General features: G+C 35.6%; 12 protein-coding genes. 9 read left to right on the forward strand and 3 right to left on the reverse strand.

Annotation, left to right across the window (positions count from 1 at the left end; translation table 11 throughout):
* Window positions 1–40: 40 nt before the first annotated feature.
* Complete coding sequence (gene pseC, locus C4S54_RS09915) at window positions 41–1,234, reverse strand: UDP-4-amino-4,6-dideoxy-N-acetyl-beta-L-altrosamine transaminase (RefSeq protein WP_103869394.1); 1,194 nt, start codon at window positions 1,232–1,234, stop codon at window positions 41–43.
* Between the two features lie 26 nt (window positions 1,235–1,260).
* On the reverse strand, window positions 1,261–2,763 hold the full coding sequence (locus tag C4S54_RS09920; RefSeq protein ID WP_207655254.1) for a DUF6020 family protein: 1,503 nt from the start codon (window positions 2,761–2,763) through the stop codon (window positions 1,261–1,263).
* A gap of 555 nt (window positions 2,764–3,318) precedes the next feature.
* On the opposite strand from C4S54_RS09920, the gene C4S54_RS09925 reads away from it, so the two are divergent.
* From C4S54_RS09925 to C4S54_RS09965, 9 genes are all read left to right on the forward strand, one after another.
* On the forward strand, window positions 3,319–5,433 hold the full coding sequence (locus C4S54_RS09925; RefSeq protein WP_160110745.1) for a CotH kinase family protein: 2,115 nt from the start codon (window positions 3,319–3,321) through the stop codon (window positions 5,431–5,433).
* A gap of 4 nt (window positions 5,434–5,437) precedes the next feature.
* Complete coding sequence (locus C4S54_RS09930) at window positions 5,438–6,040, forward strand: acyltransferase (RefSeq protein ID WP_103869397.1); 603 nt, start codon at window positions 5,438–5,440, stop codon at window positions 6,038–6,040.
* Complete coding sequence (locus tag C4S54_RS09935) at window positions 6,018–7,028, forward strand: glycosyl transferase (protein WP_146059983.1); 1,011 nt, start codon at window positions 6,018–6,020, stop codon at window positions 7,026–7,028. The genes C4S54_RS09930 and C4S54_RS09935 overlap by 23 nt, the downstream gene beginning before the upstream one ends.
* Before the next feature lie 36 nt (window positions 7,029–7,064).
* A complete protein-coding gene (locus tag C4S54_RS09940; RefSeq protein ID WP_103869399.1) occupies window positions 7,065–8,018 on the forward strand; it encodes a glycosyltransferase in 954 nt (317 codons plus the stop codon).
* A 27-nt stretch (window positions 8,019–8,045) separates the two neighbouring features.
* Window positions 8,046–9,644 carry a hypothetical protein gene (locus C4S54_RS09945; RefSeq protein WP_103869400.1) on the forward strand — a complete coding sequence of 533 codons (1,599 nt, stop codon included), beginning with the start codon at window positions 8,046–8,048 and terminating at the stop codon, window positions 9,642–9,644.
* Window positions 9,645–9,761: 117 nt separating this feature from the next.
* The gene (locus C4S54_RS09950) at window positions 9,762–10,151 is read left to right on the forward strand and encodes a hypothetical protein (RefSeq protein ID WP_146059984.1); all 390 of its coding nucleotides are present in this window, start codon (window positions 9,762–9,764) and stop codon (window positions 10,149–10,151) included.
* A 21-nt stretch (window positions 10,152–10,172) separates the two neighbouring features.
* Window positions 10,173–10,901 (forward strand): hypothetical protein, encoded by a 729-nt coding sequence (locus C4S54_RS09955; protein WP_103869402.1) that lies wholly within the window; start codon window positions 10,173–10,175, stop codon window positions 10,899–10,901.
* Window positions 10,898–11,806: a hypothetical protein gene (locus C4S54_RS09960; RefSeq protein WP_146059985.1), complete on the forward strand. Its 909-nt coding sequence runs from the start codon at window positions 10,898–10,900 to the stop codon at window positions 11,804–11,806. Before C4S54_RS09955 ends, C4S54_RS09960 begins: the two co-directional genes overlap by 4 nt.
* Before the next feature lie 10 nt (window positions 11,807–11,816).
* Window positions 11,817–14,213: a YfhO family protein gene (locus C4S54_RS09965; RefSeq protein WP_103869404.1), complete on the forward strand. Its 2,397-nt coding sequence runs from the start codon at window positions 11,817–11,819 to the stop codon at window positions 14,211–14,213.
* Here C4S54_RS09965 and C4S54_RS09970 read toward each other — a convergent pair.
* Window positions 14,151–15,356, reverse strand: coding sequence for a hypothetical protein (locus C4S54_RS09970; RefSeq protein ID WP_103869405.1), 1,206 nt, complete (start codon window positions 15,354–15,356; stop codon window positions 14,151–14,153). The genes C4S54_RS09965 and C4S54_RS09970 overlap by 63 nt on opposite strands.
* Window positions 15,357–15,373: the final 17 nt, after the last annotated feature.

The raw sequence follows: 15,373 nt of genomic DNA on the forward strand, positions 1-15,373 counted from the left end.
ATCAAAAACCAGACACATCAAAAGTGCCTGGTTTTTCTTTTTATTTTCTATATGCATTAACAACCTTTTTTACAGCTTTTATAACATCATCAACGTCTTCATCTGTCATCATTGGATAAAGTGGAATACTCATGATTCCCTTGTATATATCCTCAGCGACAGGGCAAAGACCCTTCTTGTAGCCTCTCTTCTCATAGAATGGGAAGTAGTAAACAGGAACATAGTGTACCTGAGGCTGAACGTTTTCTGCAGCAAGTGCATCAAAGAACTGTCTTCTGGTGCAGGTGAGTTTATCGAGCTTTAGCTGAATGATATACAAATGTCTTGTTGTGTCGGATTCAGGAATCTCTTTCTGAATAAACAGCTCCGAGATATCCTTAAATGCCTCGTTATATTTATTTACAATCTCTTTTCTGCGTGCAGAGAACTTATCGAGCTTATTAAGCTGGCTGATAAGAAGAGCTGCCTGGAAATCAGTCATTCTATAGTTGAATCCAAGCTCCTGCATCTCGTATACCCAAGGACCTTCTGGTTCCTCGACCATTTCAGCAGGATTTCTAACGATTCCGTGCTGTGAAGCAAGGTGGAGTTTTCTGTAGAGCTCTGGATCATTAGTTGTGATTGCTCCGCCTTCACCTGCTGTAACTGTTTTTACAGGGTGGAAACTGAAACATGTCATGTCTCCAATAGAGCCTTCAGGTCTTCCCTTGTATTTTGTGCCAATAGCATGAGCTGCATCAATAATAAGAGTGAGACCATGTTTATCGCAGATTTCCCTGATCCTATCGTGTTCAACAGCCTGACCTGTGAAATCAACGGCTACAACAGCCTTTGTTTTTTCAGTGATATGAGCCTCAATGCTAGCAGGATCAATGTTGTAAGTCTCGGGATTAACGTCAGCAAAAACAGGTGTAGCACCTACATATACTGCGCAATTTGCTGATGCAGCAAAGGTAAGAGGAGTTGTAATAACCTCATCACCTTCTCCAAGACCTGCTGCAATACACGCACAGTGAAGAGCTGCAGTTCCGTTACAAACAGATACAGCGTATTTTGCACCGGTTACTTCGCAGATTTTTTGCTCAAGAGCTGTAACAGTGGGGCCACATGTAAGGTAATCACCTGTGAGGACCTTTGAGACAGCCTCAACGTCTTTTTCATCAACCCACTGACGCCCATAATATATTTTTTCTTTTCTAACTGGCGTTCCGCCATCTATAGCAAGTTTTTCCACAATTAATTCCCTTCTTTCATATGGTATTAGATTATGTTACTACTTTTGGATGTTTCTATCAAATGCATATACATTGCCACTATTGTTGGCATCAAATAAAAGATAGCCCAGGAGTAGCGTGGCTGATCAACAATCATTGGTGCAAGGAAAATGAATAAAAATGAAAGCCATAATGGAAGGAGTGACAGCCTATACCAACTAAGTCCCTTCCTTTTTAGGAAAAGAGATATGGTAAACATCAAAAATACATAAACGCATAGGTTGTTTAACAGTGCAATTACAGGAAATGTATTGAGCATCCTGTAGAAACTGCATACTGTGATGGCAAAACCTACCATTGAGGTAGGAATATGGAGATTCAAATACTCTTTTAATTCATCTGTTGCTACGGCAAGACCAGTGTTGACATCCTGATTGTAGACGACGTTGTCGAAGTCTGGCATAAAAATGTAGTAGCTCTGATTCCATGTGGCTTCAATGTAGCACAGTGGGCGTTTAAAGAACATTAAAAACCATACTTTTAAGTATCTAAGTATCTGTGAAGTGTTCTCAGCATGGAATTCCTCTTTTACACTATCGGAACACTCGGGGTGGTAATCTGTGTAAAGCCATTCATAGTCAAGTATGTCACCAATAGCTTCGTACTCTTCTTGTGTTAATTCATCGCCATAGTAGTGATAGTATCTGGCGGTTTGCTGAAATGGCAAAGAAAAAGCATCCTTTTGCTTGATTTCTATGGCGCTATAGGAGCTTATAATTGTCTTTTCTATAACTGATGATATAAGAATTGGGGCGATAAGCATTATTAAAAGTGCAAGTGTGAGTCTTGCGTTGGTGTGTTTTTTTATCAGGTTAATTATGAGAATGATCATCCAAACCATAACTGTGACTAAATAAATGTGAAGACCGTTTTTTCTGTAGGAAGACATGAGAAATGCTCCTATAGTCCATAAAAGAATAAGCTTCCCGTCATGTTTGAATGAAAATAGAAATTTCTTTTCTACGACAATTCTAACAAATATAAGTCCCCAAAGTACAAAGCCCACCATATGTGGGTAGTCCTTGATTGCCCAGGCAGCATTTCCTGTAAAGTAAGGTGTAGCAGTATAAAGAAATACCACAATGAGCCTAAACCACTTTGGTGTGTTCCAATTCTTCATAAAAAGAAGAGAGTAGGAAAGAACTGCAGCCATTGAAAGAGCTTGCACAAAACAATATATGAAAAGACCTGAATTGGCACTTCCAAGCACCTTAAGACCAAAGTTTACAAATGCTCCGACAGTCACAGTATGGATAACAGGCTGGTTGGTGCGCATAGGCATAAAACCAAAAAACTGATTGAGCTGGTCATAATTGTCTTCACTTAGAGCTCCTGGATACCTTAATATCAAATGTGGAAGCCACATAAGTGATATGAATATCCACATAAAAAGGAAAGGATGAGAATGATAGAAAGAAAAGCTAATGGAAGGGGATTTGATCTTGTCTTTGTTTTCAAATATTGAGAACGTGATTCTTACAAATGACAAATATAGGTAGTATACCCCCACTAAAATAATAAGCGCTTTTATTATGTTGAACTTAGGTGACCAAATGCTTGAAAGGGAGTCATTATATTCAAAGGCTTTTCCACCGGTGTACATGATGGAAAAGAATAAAGCAAGGAGTTTTTCACCCTTGACACTAGCGAAAGATATTGTTGAAAAAAATGTCCTTCCACCCAGAATGATGCTGTAAGCAAAGAATAAAGTGAGTGTAATGATGAATATTATGAAAGCATTTCCGGCAAAGACTCCTTGAAATTGCTCCAAAAACTCGAAGATAAAGTTTATTAACCTGGATGAAATGTGAGACTCATAGGGCGAAGGAGTTTTAAACTTTATAAAAAAAGAAGTGGCAGTTAAAAATGATGCGATTAGCCATTTAATGTTTTTTTTGAATTCCACGTATTTTTCTCCCTGTGTAAATGAATAATGATTTCTAGACGAGTATATCATAATACCCAAAATAGTTTAAATATAACTATCTGCAATATGGTATACTTCTATAGATATAGTTTGTGTAAATATGGAAAAATGATTAAGATGAGCAATAAAAAGATAATAACTATTCTAGTTGCAGTTTCGATGGTTGCTTTAGCTGCTTTTTTTCTGATTTATAAGGGAGTGACATTTTCCTATAAAGCATGTGTTGCAGATGAGGACGAGCTAGAAGAGATTACTTCTTCCAGGACACCAAGCGACTATATAATGTGTGATGTCTATTTTAACGGAGAGAAGCTTTTTTACGATAAAGTAAATAATGTGTATTACTATTCACTTGTGGAAGGAGATTTTAAGGCCTTTAATCCTGAGGTCATTGTATTGTCTGATTACTCAGATGAGCGAATTGTCTTTAGTGATAATATCACCAGCGAAGGTATTGCTGCGAATAAGACAATTTCCATGATAGTTTATAGTGATAATAGCTACTTTGAGGCGGGACTCAAGTGTACAACGCTTCCAATTATGTCCATTGATACTGTGGAGGAAATATCCCAATCCCCTGAAGTGTCTGTGGGCATGAGTATGACACTTTTTGATAACAGAGTAGGTATCACCAAGAGAGTACAGACTTCTGATGGTATGACTCATGTGAGAGGCGCAACAACGCTTGCTAATCCCAAAAAGAATCTAAGGATTTCTTTGACTACAGGTACAGGGGAAAACGCAAAAAAGAATAAGTTATCACTTCTCGGACTGAGGAAGGATGATGATTATATTCTTAACTCGATGTGTGTTGATCCGGAAGATGTGAGGGATGTTTTTTGTACAAATCTGTGGAAAAAAACTACTTCTACAGATAATTCGTATGATCTGGATTTAGGCGTTGAGTACAAATATGTAGAAGTTATATTAAATGGTGAGTATCATGGTCTCTATGCACTAGGATATCCTATTCAGGGAGGCCAGCTTGGTATCGGCAACAATGACGAGAACGCAGTGATGTTCAGGCAAAGAGTCCCTTACCATGAGGGAACGATTTTACTTGAACCAGATGGGGCACTTTCACAGTTCAGGATAGAGAGCAAACATGATAGCAGTTTTAATTCATGTCTTAGGAATTATCTAATTGAACTAGATGAGTCTCATGATGACCCTATGGCGCTTGCAAGACTTATAGACATGGATAATGCCATAGATTTTTATCTTTATGTGACTATGATCCAGGGATGGGACAATATCTATAAAAATCATAATGTGGTCCTTGAGAAAAATTGGGATTCTTATAAGATGATATATATTCCATGGGACATGGACCTTACTTGGGGACTTGGACCTGGTTATACGTTGTATGAAATAGGGGCAAATGCCTATTATCCATATGACTTTGAAGCTTTGTATATGTTGCTTCAGACGGATACCGATAACACCACGACGCTTATAGGCCAGAAATATCGCGGGTTAAGAAAAAATGAATGGTCAGATAAAAAGATAATTGACCTTCTTGATGCATATGAGGAGCTGATTTTTGATTCTGGGGCATATTTAAGAGATACTCAGAAATGGCCTGAAAATGTATCGGTTGATCCGGTAGAAAAGCTTGTGAATTTCAAGAGCTATGTACTTGAGAGACTGCAAGCTATGGACGAGTTTGTTGAGAATATTGATGATTATCTGGTAGATCCTGAGTATAGTTATGAAAATATATCTTTTGGCAGCGATGTAGTTGTAGACTGCGCAGGGCAGCTTTTTCCTGAAGAGACTGACGAACTGATTCTTATGCAAATATGTAATCAGGAACTTTGGAGTGATGAGTACTATTATGACGTTATGGAGAGATTAGGGATTCCAGACAGTTATATTGATAAAGAAATTACATTTAAAAAAAATATTGAAAAGAAATTTGTTGAATTTACAAAGGAAGATTATGAAGAAGCGAGTATTCAGTTGATAGCGGGCGCAGATCTTGTCGTAAGTAATAACGGAATAGATATTTCCTCATATTCAGGTTTTTTCAATGAACAAAACTCTATTGAGACAGAACTTGGTGAACTGGCTTATTACTTGGGCGAAGATGGATTGTGCGGACTTTACCTTAATGGCAATGAGATATTGACTGAGAATGTCTATGAGAGAGATTTTGATATAAGGCTTATTCATATAGATTGGGAGACACAGGAAGTTACAGATATTGAAGAGTATAATATAGAAGGATGAAATTATGATCAGCAATCTGTATAAAATTGTTATGAAAATCCTTGGAATAGAATATGGCAAGGGCCTTCTTCTAAAGGGAATTCCTGCAATTTTTAACAAAAATGGCGCATCTATTAAGATTGGCGATAATGTGACCATAAAGAGTAGTTTTCTATCCAATCTTGTGGGGCTATATAGCAGAAGTATAATCGTTACAAGAGCTCCCGGAGCAGAGATTGTTATAGGGAATAATGTAGGAATTTCAGGTGCTACAATATATGCTAGAAAAGGCATATATATCGGTGATAATACTTGCATTGGTGGAAACTGTAAGATACTTGATAATGATTTTCATCCGCTTGAAGCAGAGGCAAGGAACAAACTTCTTGCTGATCCTAAAGGCGGAGATTCAGATATTGTGCCAGCAAAAGAAATATATATTGGAAAGGACTGCTTTGTTGGATGCAACACACTTATACTTAAAGGAACAGTACTGGGAGATAGATGTGTTGTAGGTGCAGGGGCGGTTGTAGCTGGAAGGTTTGAAGCAGGAAGCGTAATAGCAGGAAACCCTGCAAGAGTTATAAGAAAGATTGATAAAAAATATGATATTCACGACACTATTTGACAGTTATTATCTTGATAAAGGACTGGCTCTGTACAGGTCTTTGGAAAGAGTGACTGATGATTTTAAATTATACATTTATGCTTTTGATGAGAAGGCACATGAAGTACTGAAGGATATGAAACTTGAGCATGCTGTGATTTTATGCAAGGAAGATTTGGAAGCAGAGTATCCGATTTTGGAAAAACTAAAAAAGGAGCGTTCTAAAGCAGAGTACAGCTGGACTTGCACGCCTGTTAGCATAGAGTATGTTTTGAATAGTTTTGGGGAGGATAATTGTACCTATATTGATGCGGACCTCTTCTTTTTCTCAGATCCTGTAGTTCTTTTAGAGGAGATAAAGGCAGCAGGTGCAGGCATTGTAGTTACGCCCCACAGATTTACGAATAGTTTAAAGGATAAGAGGCTTCTTAAAAGAAGCGGGAAATATTGTGTGGAGTTCAACTACTTTGATAACTCTCCTGAATCAAGGAAGGCCCTTTCATGGTGGAAAGAAAAGTGTTTTGAATGGTGTTATCACATATACGAAAAGGACAGAATGGGAGATCAGAAATATCTGGAAAGATTCCCTGAATTATTTGAAGGGGTCCATGAACTTAAACATCCAGGAGGTGGTGTTGCTCCTTGGAATCTGGCACAGTATGAGGCGACTACAAATAGTGATGGTAAGGAAATCATGCTAGTGGAAAAGAAAAACGGAAAAATATTTCCAATTGTCTTTTACCACTTTCAATCAATGCGCTATATAAGCAAAGATTGGATCATTATAAGATCCGAGACACATTCCAAGAAAACGAAGGATGCTATATATAGGCCTTATTTGATAGAACTTGAATCTATCAGAAAAGAGCTCAAAAGAAAATATGATATTTCATTTTACGTGGCTCAGTCCTATGCAAGTAATCCGGTAATCAAATTTGTGCAGAAATACGTTCTTAGATTTAAGATGAAGAGCTTTTCAGATTTGTATGATTTGAGAAAACTACGCTGATTTAATTAAGTAAAATACGAAAGTTGTGGTAGAACATTGTCAAATGCTAATTATGTTCCTGTTGTGGCCTTTGCATATAATAGGGCGGACAAAATAATAAAGTGCCTTGAGTCTATTGAAAGAAATGAAGAGGCAAAAGAAACAGACCTGATAGTATACTGTGATGGAGCCAAAAGTGAGAAAGGTCTTGTTAAGGTAGAAAAGACGAGAGAAGCCCTTCGTGCTTATAAGGATAGAGCTGGATTTGCTTCTGTTAAAATAGTGGAAGCACCTAAAAACAAGGGCCTTGCGAAGTCTATCATAGAAGGCGTAACAGAAGTAGTTGAACAGTATGGAAGCGTCATTGTGGTGGAAGATGACCTTATTGTTTCTGCGAAATTTTTAGAGTACATGAATGGAGCCTTGGATTTTTATGAGGAAAATTCCAATGTGGGTGCTATAAGTGGATATACATACCCTTTAGATGGTCTTAAGAATTATAAAAAAGATGTCTATCTTATGCATAAAGGAGACTGTTGGGGATGGGCCACCTGGAAAGAAGCATGGGACAAGGCATCATGGGCAGATGTTGATTATGATGCGTATTTTAAAGATGGAGATCTTAGACGAAAGTTTGAAAATACGGAGAATGGCTGGGATCTTTTGATGGTATTGCAGTATCAAGGGAAAATAAGTTCCTGGGCAGTAAGGTGGGTACTTAGTCTTTTAAAAAGAAATTTATGGACAGTATATCCAAAAGAAAGCTATGTAACTAATGCCGGGTTTGACGGAAGTGGAACTCATTCAAATAAATCTGAGGAAGACCATTATTTTACCAAGCTTGTAACTGATGACAAAAAGTGCAGTTTTGAGTTGTTTGAACCGGATAGGTGCTTGGAAAAAGAAGCTGCCAGATTTCCAAGAAAAGGTTTTTGGATGGGAGCAAAATACTATTTAAAAAGGATATATGTGACACTCTTTGATCTTAAAAGAGTTATTTTAAACGGATAACATTCATTGGGAGTGATTTTTCTTGTTATGAAAAAGTTTAATTATAAGTATACTGCAACATTTAGTCTTCTGACAGCCACTATTTTTGAAGTGTTGGTGCTTGTTTATTTTAATATATTTAGAGTAAAAACTGCTGTAGATCAGGATTATGCACAGCTTTTATATCACGCAATGCAGATGGCTGATAACAATAAGCTTCTTTTGACTAATTGGTTTTATTCGACCACTGCAGAACTTGACTGTCCGATGCTTTTGGCGGTTTTATTTTACAAGGCATTTGGGGATATTTATTTTGCTTTTGCACTTTCTAATCTTATCAATATTGCTCTGTGGATATTGACCATTTATGTCCTTATGGAAAATGCCGGTGCTAGCTTAAATAGTAAGCTTGTTGCGATGTGCCTTGTATTTGCAACATATGATTTTAGTATCCTTGCCTATACCAACATGATGTTTATAAGAGGAAGTCAGTACACTATGAAGGTTCTTATCCCTATAATGTTTACAACTGTGCTCACCTTTCCAAGCGATAAACAAAAGTCTGGTATAAGTATCTTTTTAAATGTTATGTTCTATATTCTTGCCTTTATTACAGCATTTTCCAGCGGAATTTATGTTTTTTTGTGTGGCATCTCCCCCATAATAATTTGCATTTTCTTTTTTTATATTTTTAATAAATGCAATAACAAAAGGTTCTATCTGTGCCATGTGGCAGCAGTTACAGGCGTAACATTATTGGGGCTTTTTTTACAAAGCGCTGCCAATCTTACAGATAAATCAGATGGATTTATGGTGAGGAACGATATAGCAATTGTTGAAGCTTTTACCAATTCAATTAGTGATGTGTTCTGGGCTCTTAGAATATTCCCTGACTATCCTGTATCAGTTAATTCATATGAGGCTATAGGAGTAGTTCTTAGATGGATGGTTATTGCGCTTGTATGTTTTGGATTTATTAGTGTGAAAAAAGCGTTTGCCATTGGGCACTTTGGAAAAGAAAACATTGAGGTGAATAATAGGGAATTTGCTACTACTGCACTGATTTCGGTATTTGTCTTTACAGTACTTCTTTTGACGCTGATTCCATCGAGAATAAGGTATCAGCTTATAGGAATAATTCCTCTTATGCTGGTGGCTTCTATGAATATCGAAAACTGGGCAAAGGGGCTGTTGGAGAATTACAGAGCTGTTTTTTACTCAGCGTGTGGAGTGCTACTCATTGCTAACAGTATTTTTAGCTTGAATGTTGATGCGAGGCTATGGCTTAACGGTGAAAAATCTCTTTACCAGGTGAACTATGGCGTTAATGGAGAGATAAAGAGAATTCTTGATGAAAACGATGCAGATGTGGCGTATGTATATGAAAATAATCAATTAAGAGCAGGGCTTACTTTAACTGATCCGGATCGTCACTATAAGACTGTGGTTTCTAGTGGCGAGGTATGGATTGGATGGGATAACTACGTGGACATTGACAGAAGGGGGAATCCGGATTTTGGTAAGAGGAATGCTATTATTTATGATCCTGAAAAGGGTGACAGACCTGAGTATTTTCAGCATTATAGTCTGATTGGGAATGTTGAGCAGTATGAGATTTATTTTTCGGAAGAGAATGGATTTGAATAGTATATGTGAATATCGCACATTCAGATGTAGACCATGCTAAAATGAGCGCAAAATCAATGTATGAACTGTCCTCCGGATGACTTAACACACCCAAATGATTTGGGACATAGTATTTACTTGGAAACTATTACTAAAGTGATAGATGAGCAGGTACAAAATGAAAGAAAGACTTATGATGTTAAGACTTATCAATATGACAATTCAATTTGCTTTAGTAGAGCTGATTTTAGGCGCAACGGTCTGAAAAAATTTGAGATAACATTAAAAGAGCCTGTCACAGCAGGCATTGGTATCGACCGAAGTTATATGCCTGGTGAAAATGGGATAATAATCTATGTTGACGGAAATCTTGTTTATGATGAGTCTTTTGAATGGAATTATGGTTTTGGACAGGAGCATGTTGATAAGGTAGTTGAGGAACCTGTCTATATAGAAAAGAAGATTGTCGTAGAGTTTTCGTCAATAGAACTTGCTAAATATTTTAATGGAATTATGCTCAATTATTGATTGAGGCAGGAAAAGGATAATATGGTGATTATAGTTACCGGAACAATTTCTCCTAGTAAAGATGTAATGAATCTTGTGCTTACAGATTATAAGGATAGGTTTGAACAATATATACTATGTCTAAGGAAGATGATCGAAGCAAAGCCAGCTGCCAAGATAGTTTTTTGCGATAACAGTGGCTTTGGAACTGATGATTTTGCAGAGATTCTGAGACTCGCCAAAGAAAGAAATGTTGAAATGGAGGTCTTGTCATTTGAAGGTGACAGTGCAGCTGTTTTGAAGCATGGTAAAGGCTATGGTGAAGGTGAAATAATGAAATATGTTCTTGAGAATAGTAAATTGGCCGAGAATGACGATTATCTCATTAAAATTACAGGAAGGCTTATAGTGGATAATATAGCCGATATAGTAAAAAAGGTTGATAGAAGAAGAATCTATTTCAATATCCCGAACATACACCGCAAAGATATTTATGATACCAGATTATATGCCATGCCAATTAGTGTTTTTAAGGGATATTTCATTGAAGAGTATTGCAAAGTTGATGATGATAGAGGCTATATTCTTGAATGTGTTTATAGGGATGCTGTTTTAAGCAATAAATTAACATCTCACAATTTTCCATGCTATCCAAGAATTGTCGGACAAAGCGGAAGTGGTGGGGGAAGGTATGAATATACCGAATGGAAAAGCAGAATTAGGGATGCACTTAGCATACTTAATTTTTATGGAAGGGTTTGTAAAAAGTGAATATACAGAAACTATATGAGGCAACATTGAGGCACAAAAATGCAATGATTTCTTCATTACATTACAAAGTGAATAAAGGCATAGTGAACATATTTTATCCAATACTGGGAAATTGTGGGAATGGTATTGATAACGATAGTAATGTAATTATTTCTCTAACTAGCTATCCTGCGAGAATTGATACAGTTCATTTAACAATCACAACACTTCTTAATCAGACATTAAAGCCAAAAAAAGTAATATTATGGCTCGCTGAGGATCAGTTTCCTAACAAAGAAGGTGGTTTGCCAAAAAAGTTGTTGGAACTTAAAAAACATGGGCTTACTATTAAATTTTGCGATGATTTGCGTCCTCACAAAAAGTATTACTATACGATGAAAGAAAACCCTGATTCATATGTTATAACTGTTGATGATGATATTTTCTATCCGGAGAATCTTGTAGAAGCATTGATGGCTACATCAGAGCAATACCCGGATACTGTTGTTTGTACATGGGGACATGAGTTTGTTCCCGATGAAAATGGCGATGTATTTTCTGCTGATAAGTGGGAGCACTCTGAGGATGGAAGATATCCATCATATTATCTTATTCCTACAGGAGTTGGAGGAGTGCTTTATCCACCTCATTGTATTTCTGATGAAGTATTTAACAAAGAGGCTATTATAAAGCTTTGCTTAAATGCTGATGATTTATGGCTTAAGTCTATGGGGCTTTTGAATAACAAAAAAGCTGTTAGAATTAACAAACCTGCAAAGGTTTACTTTTCAATACTTAAGACTCAGAAAACAGGTTTATTCTATTTAAATGCCTTGGAAGATAAAAATTCAGTGGCTTGGAGAAATATTGTGGAAGCATACCCTTTTGTGAGAGAAGGGCTAGTCTGTAAAGATTGCAAATTATAGAGGGAATAATATGGCTAAAAAAGCATTTAAAGTGAAAAATAATCTGTATATATGCAGTTTTGCTATTCCAATTATATGTTTACTACTCACAGGTGTGGTTTGTGGTGTGGGCGTAGGTGATAAAAGTGTCCTTACATGGGATGCTTCGGGACAGTATATTAATTTCTTTTTATATCTGCATAGTATCCTTAATGGTAATTCAAATGAGGTTTTCTGGTCTTTATCAATTACTCCTGGTGCAAATAATATATTGTTAATGGCCTACTATTTGCTAAGCCCATTAAACTTGATTGTTGTATTTTTTGATAAGTATTCATTACCATACGCATTTATGATTATCCAGCTAGTAAAAATAGGTTTGGCCGGACTATTTATGTATATATATCAGATACATACTTATGATGTTGAATCAAACAAGGAAAAAAGAGTATTTTTTCTTATAACTTCAACATGTTATGCACTGTGTGGATTTTCTGTGGTTTATATGTCCGATATTATGTGGCTGGATGCCTTTTTTGCGTTCCCTTTATTAGCAGATGGAATAAGAAAAATAGTCAATAATAGGGGGGCTAATCAGTACTTTTGGCTTCTTTTATATAGTATCTTGTCCAATTTTTATATTGGTTATATGGTTGCTATTTTTAGCTTTTTGCTCTTTATATTTTTTTTCATCAGAAAGGCTTGTGAAGGAGATACTCATATAAAAAAAGTAGAATATTATAGAATAGCCAAAGACTATATATGTTATTCGGTTTTGTCTGTTGGTGCTTCTATGGTATTGTTATTGCCGTTGGTATATCAAATGAGTAGAAGCGCACATGGAGGGGCATATGATCGTTATCATCAATTAACAATAGAGTGCTTGATTTTATTGATTATTCCATGCATTTTTTTGGCGCTTTTTTATATTGATAAAACCATAGATAAAAAGATTAAAACAGCCTGGAATGGAATCGTAAAAATAGTATCTGTAACAGCTATTATCCCATTAGTGTGGAAGATTATACAAAAATTAGCTTACATGGGTTGGCTGGATAAAAGATTGTTAAGCTGGCCTCTTCAATTATTTATTGGAGTATCAGATTATGAAAAAATATTCACATATGAAGTGGCTAACCTATATATGGGTATTCTTCCGGCGGTGTTACTCATTTTTTATGCGATGGATAAAAGAGTTGACAAAAAGAGAAAGTATATTGATTTGACTTTTTTGATAGTATTATTGTGTATTCTTACTTTTTATGATTTGAATTTAGCGATTCATGGGTTAAAGTTTCCCGGTGGTTCACCACATAGATGGGTATTCGTTATTACTTTTTTTGTAATAAGCATAATTTCTGAGTATTATGTAGATTATGGATTTATGCACCTAAAAAAAGAATTGAATTTCACGACATTGGTTGTATGGTGCGCGGTATTTTTGGTGGCAATTAAGATTTATCATGAATATACAATGAATTTTTTACATAAGAATTATATTATTATTTCTTTTATATTTGTGGCTTTATATTTGCTGATTCTTCATTTTAGAGAGGTAAAAAAATGGATTATTTCGTCCGCAGTAGTAGTTTTGATCATTGAAATTTCGCTTAATATGTATGGAATGTTAAGATGTTACTCTTATTTACCTTATAGTGAGTACAAGAATGCAATTGCTGAATTAGAGGAGATTGCTGCAATTATTGATGATCCTGATTGGTTTAGAACAGAGATAAATATTCCGTTAGATAAATATAACTATGCAGTTCCATTCAATACTGTAACGCACTATAGTTCAGCTAACACTGAAGACAACATGGTTTTTATGGCTAAGATGGGATTTGCAGAAGAAAATGACACTTATTTCTTGAATTGCAATTTGCTAGCGAAATCAGAAATAGATAGTTTTTTAGGAATAAGATACATAATAACAGATGACAAACTTAATAAGAAGGGTTACTCACTTTTATACAAAGCGTCGGACAAAGAGTTTTATATATACAAGAATGATAGGTCAATACCCATGGTGTTTCCTGCAAATTCAGATATCGGAGAATCGGATTATTTAATGGGAGTAGACGAAAATGTTATTGAAGATTTAGTTAGTGATCATGTTAATGATAAAAATATAATTAGTAAAAAACCTTTTTCTCATTATAATTCATCAGTTAATAGTGATGAAAAGAATAACTCATTATACTTTCTGATTCCATATGATAAAGGATGGAGAGTCTTTGTTGATGGGGAAAAAGTCTCTATAGAAAAAGCATTTGGCTATTATATGAAAACAGAAAGTATTGAACCAGGAGTTCATGATGTGGAATTTAGGTATGTTCCGCCATACCTTGTAGAAGGAGCAGTCTTATCATGTGCCTTTTTGATAATCTTTTTGATACTTAATAGGTACAATAGGAGAAGATGTCAGTAGTTTTCCAATATAAACTCCGAATACAGGTAATAGTATATTTCTTCCGATGTATCTGGATACGAAAGTGGCTTCAATGATTGTGTATACACCTAGTGATAGTATTAATAGTACTGTCCATAAGTCTTTTTGTTTCCAGCAACACCATAAGAAAACTATTATTAGCAGAGTAATTATGCTACCAGGGATAATGCCGTACCAATAAAAAATACGAACCCATCCCATGTCGAAGTATTCTGTACTGGCACTATTTGAGAATAAACTCCAAGTTTCAAGTGATCCGCTATGCCTGTCGTTGCTGTAATACAGATAATAGATTCTATTGGTGAGGAGATTATCGAGTCTTTTTATCCAGTAGTCACGATCTCCTTCTTTCAAAAAAACTGTAAGATAGCTGTTTTTTGCTGCAAATATTGAACAGGCAACACTAAATATAGGGACAATTAGGCAGCTGATAACATATGGTAAATAATTATTTTTGATATTTGGGAATATATGTAAATAAACAGCAGCTAATATTGTGACTAAACCGATGACCATAGCTGTTCTAGTGGAGGTCAATAAGTATAATCCGATTATACTAAAAAAAACAGCACCAAAATGCCATATTTTGACCTCTTTTCCGTACAACCATATCCATAGAAGAAGAATAACGTAGGCGCTACTAAATAAAGAATTAGGATGGCCAAATCCTAGTACATATCTAAGCTCTTCTGTATTTCCTCTTCCAAAATCTGAAATGATATATATATCACCAAGTACGTTAGTTAGCGAAAGGAGAATTATAGTTGTGTAGCCAATTATACAAACGTAAAATATGTATTTCATAGTTTTTTCTATGTTTACATCCCTAGATGCCATAATAAATGTGGCATATCTAAGTAATTCATTTTTACCTGTCAATTTGTAGCAAACTGCTGTAAATACCCAAGTTAAACATAATATAATCCATTCTTTTTTGCTATGTTTCATTAGTATAACTGCAAGTAAAGTGATGGCAAAGGTGAGCCGAAACACATAACTTTCATATGGAAAACTAATCTCACTTTTTTCTATTAACATTAGAAATAACTCAATGCTAAGTGATAAATAGAAAAGATAGTTTACTAGAATATTAAGTTTAGTATGGGTTCTAGCAATTGCCATTTTAATATGCTCCTTAA

It is taken from the genome of Butyrivibrio sp. Su6, assembly GCF_900108105.1.
In the GTDB taxonomy this organism is placed as follows: Bacteria; Bacillota; Clostridia; order Lachnospirales; family Lachnospiraceae; genus Butyrivibrio.

Coding starts and splice junctions, on each gene's coding strand:
- C4S54_RS09925 (WP_160110745.1), top strand. CDS start 3,319: ATGAGCAATAAAAAGATAATAACTATTCTAGTTGCAGTTTCGATGGTT.
- C4S54_RS09930 (WP_103869397.1), top strand. CDS start 5,438: ATGATCAGCAATCTGTATAAAATTGTTATGAAAATCCTTGGAATAGAA.
- C4S54_RS09935 (WP_146059983.1), top strand. CDS start 6,018: ATGATATTCACGACACTATTTGACAGTTATTATCTTGATAAAGGACTG.
- C4S54_RS09945 (WP_103869400.1), top strand. CDS start 8,046: ATGAAAAAGTTTAATTATAAGTATACTGCAACATTTAGTCTTCTGACA.
- C4S54_RS09955 (WP_103869402.1), top strand. CDS start 10,173: ATGGTGATTATAGTTACCGGAACAATTTCTCCTAGTAAAGATGTAATG.
- C4S54_RS09965 (WP_103869404.1), top strand. CDS start 11,817: ATGGCTAAAAAAGCATTTAAAGTGAAAAATAATCTGTATATATGCAGT.
- C4S54_RS09970 (WP_103869405.1), bottom strand. CDS start 15,356: ATGGCAATTGCTAGAACCCATACTAAACTTAATATTCTAGTAAACTAT.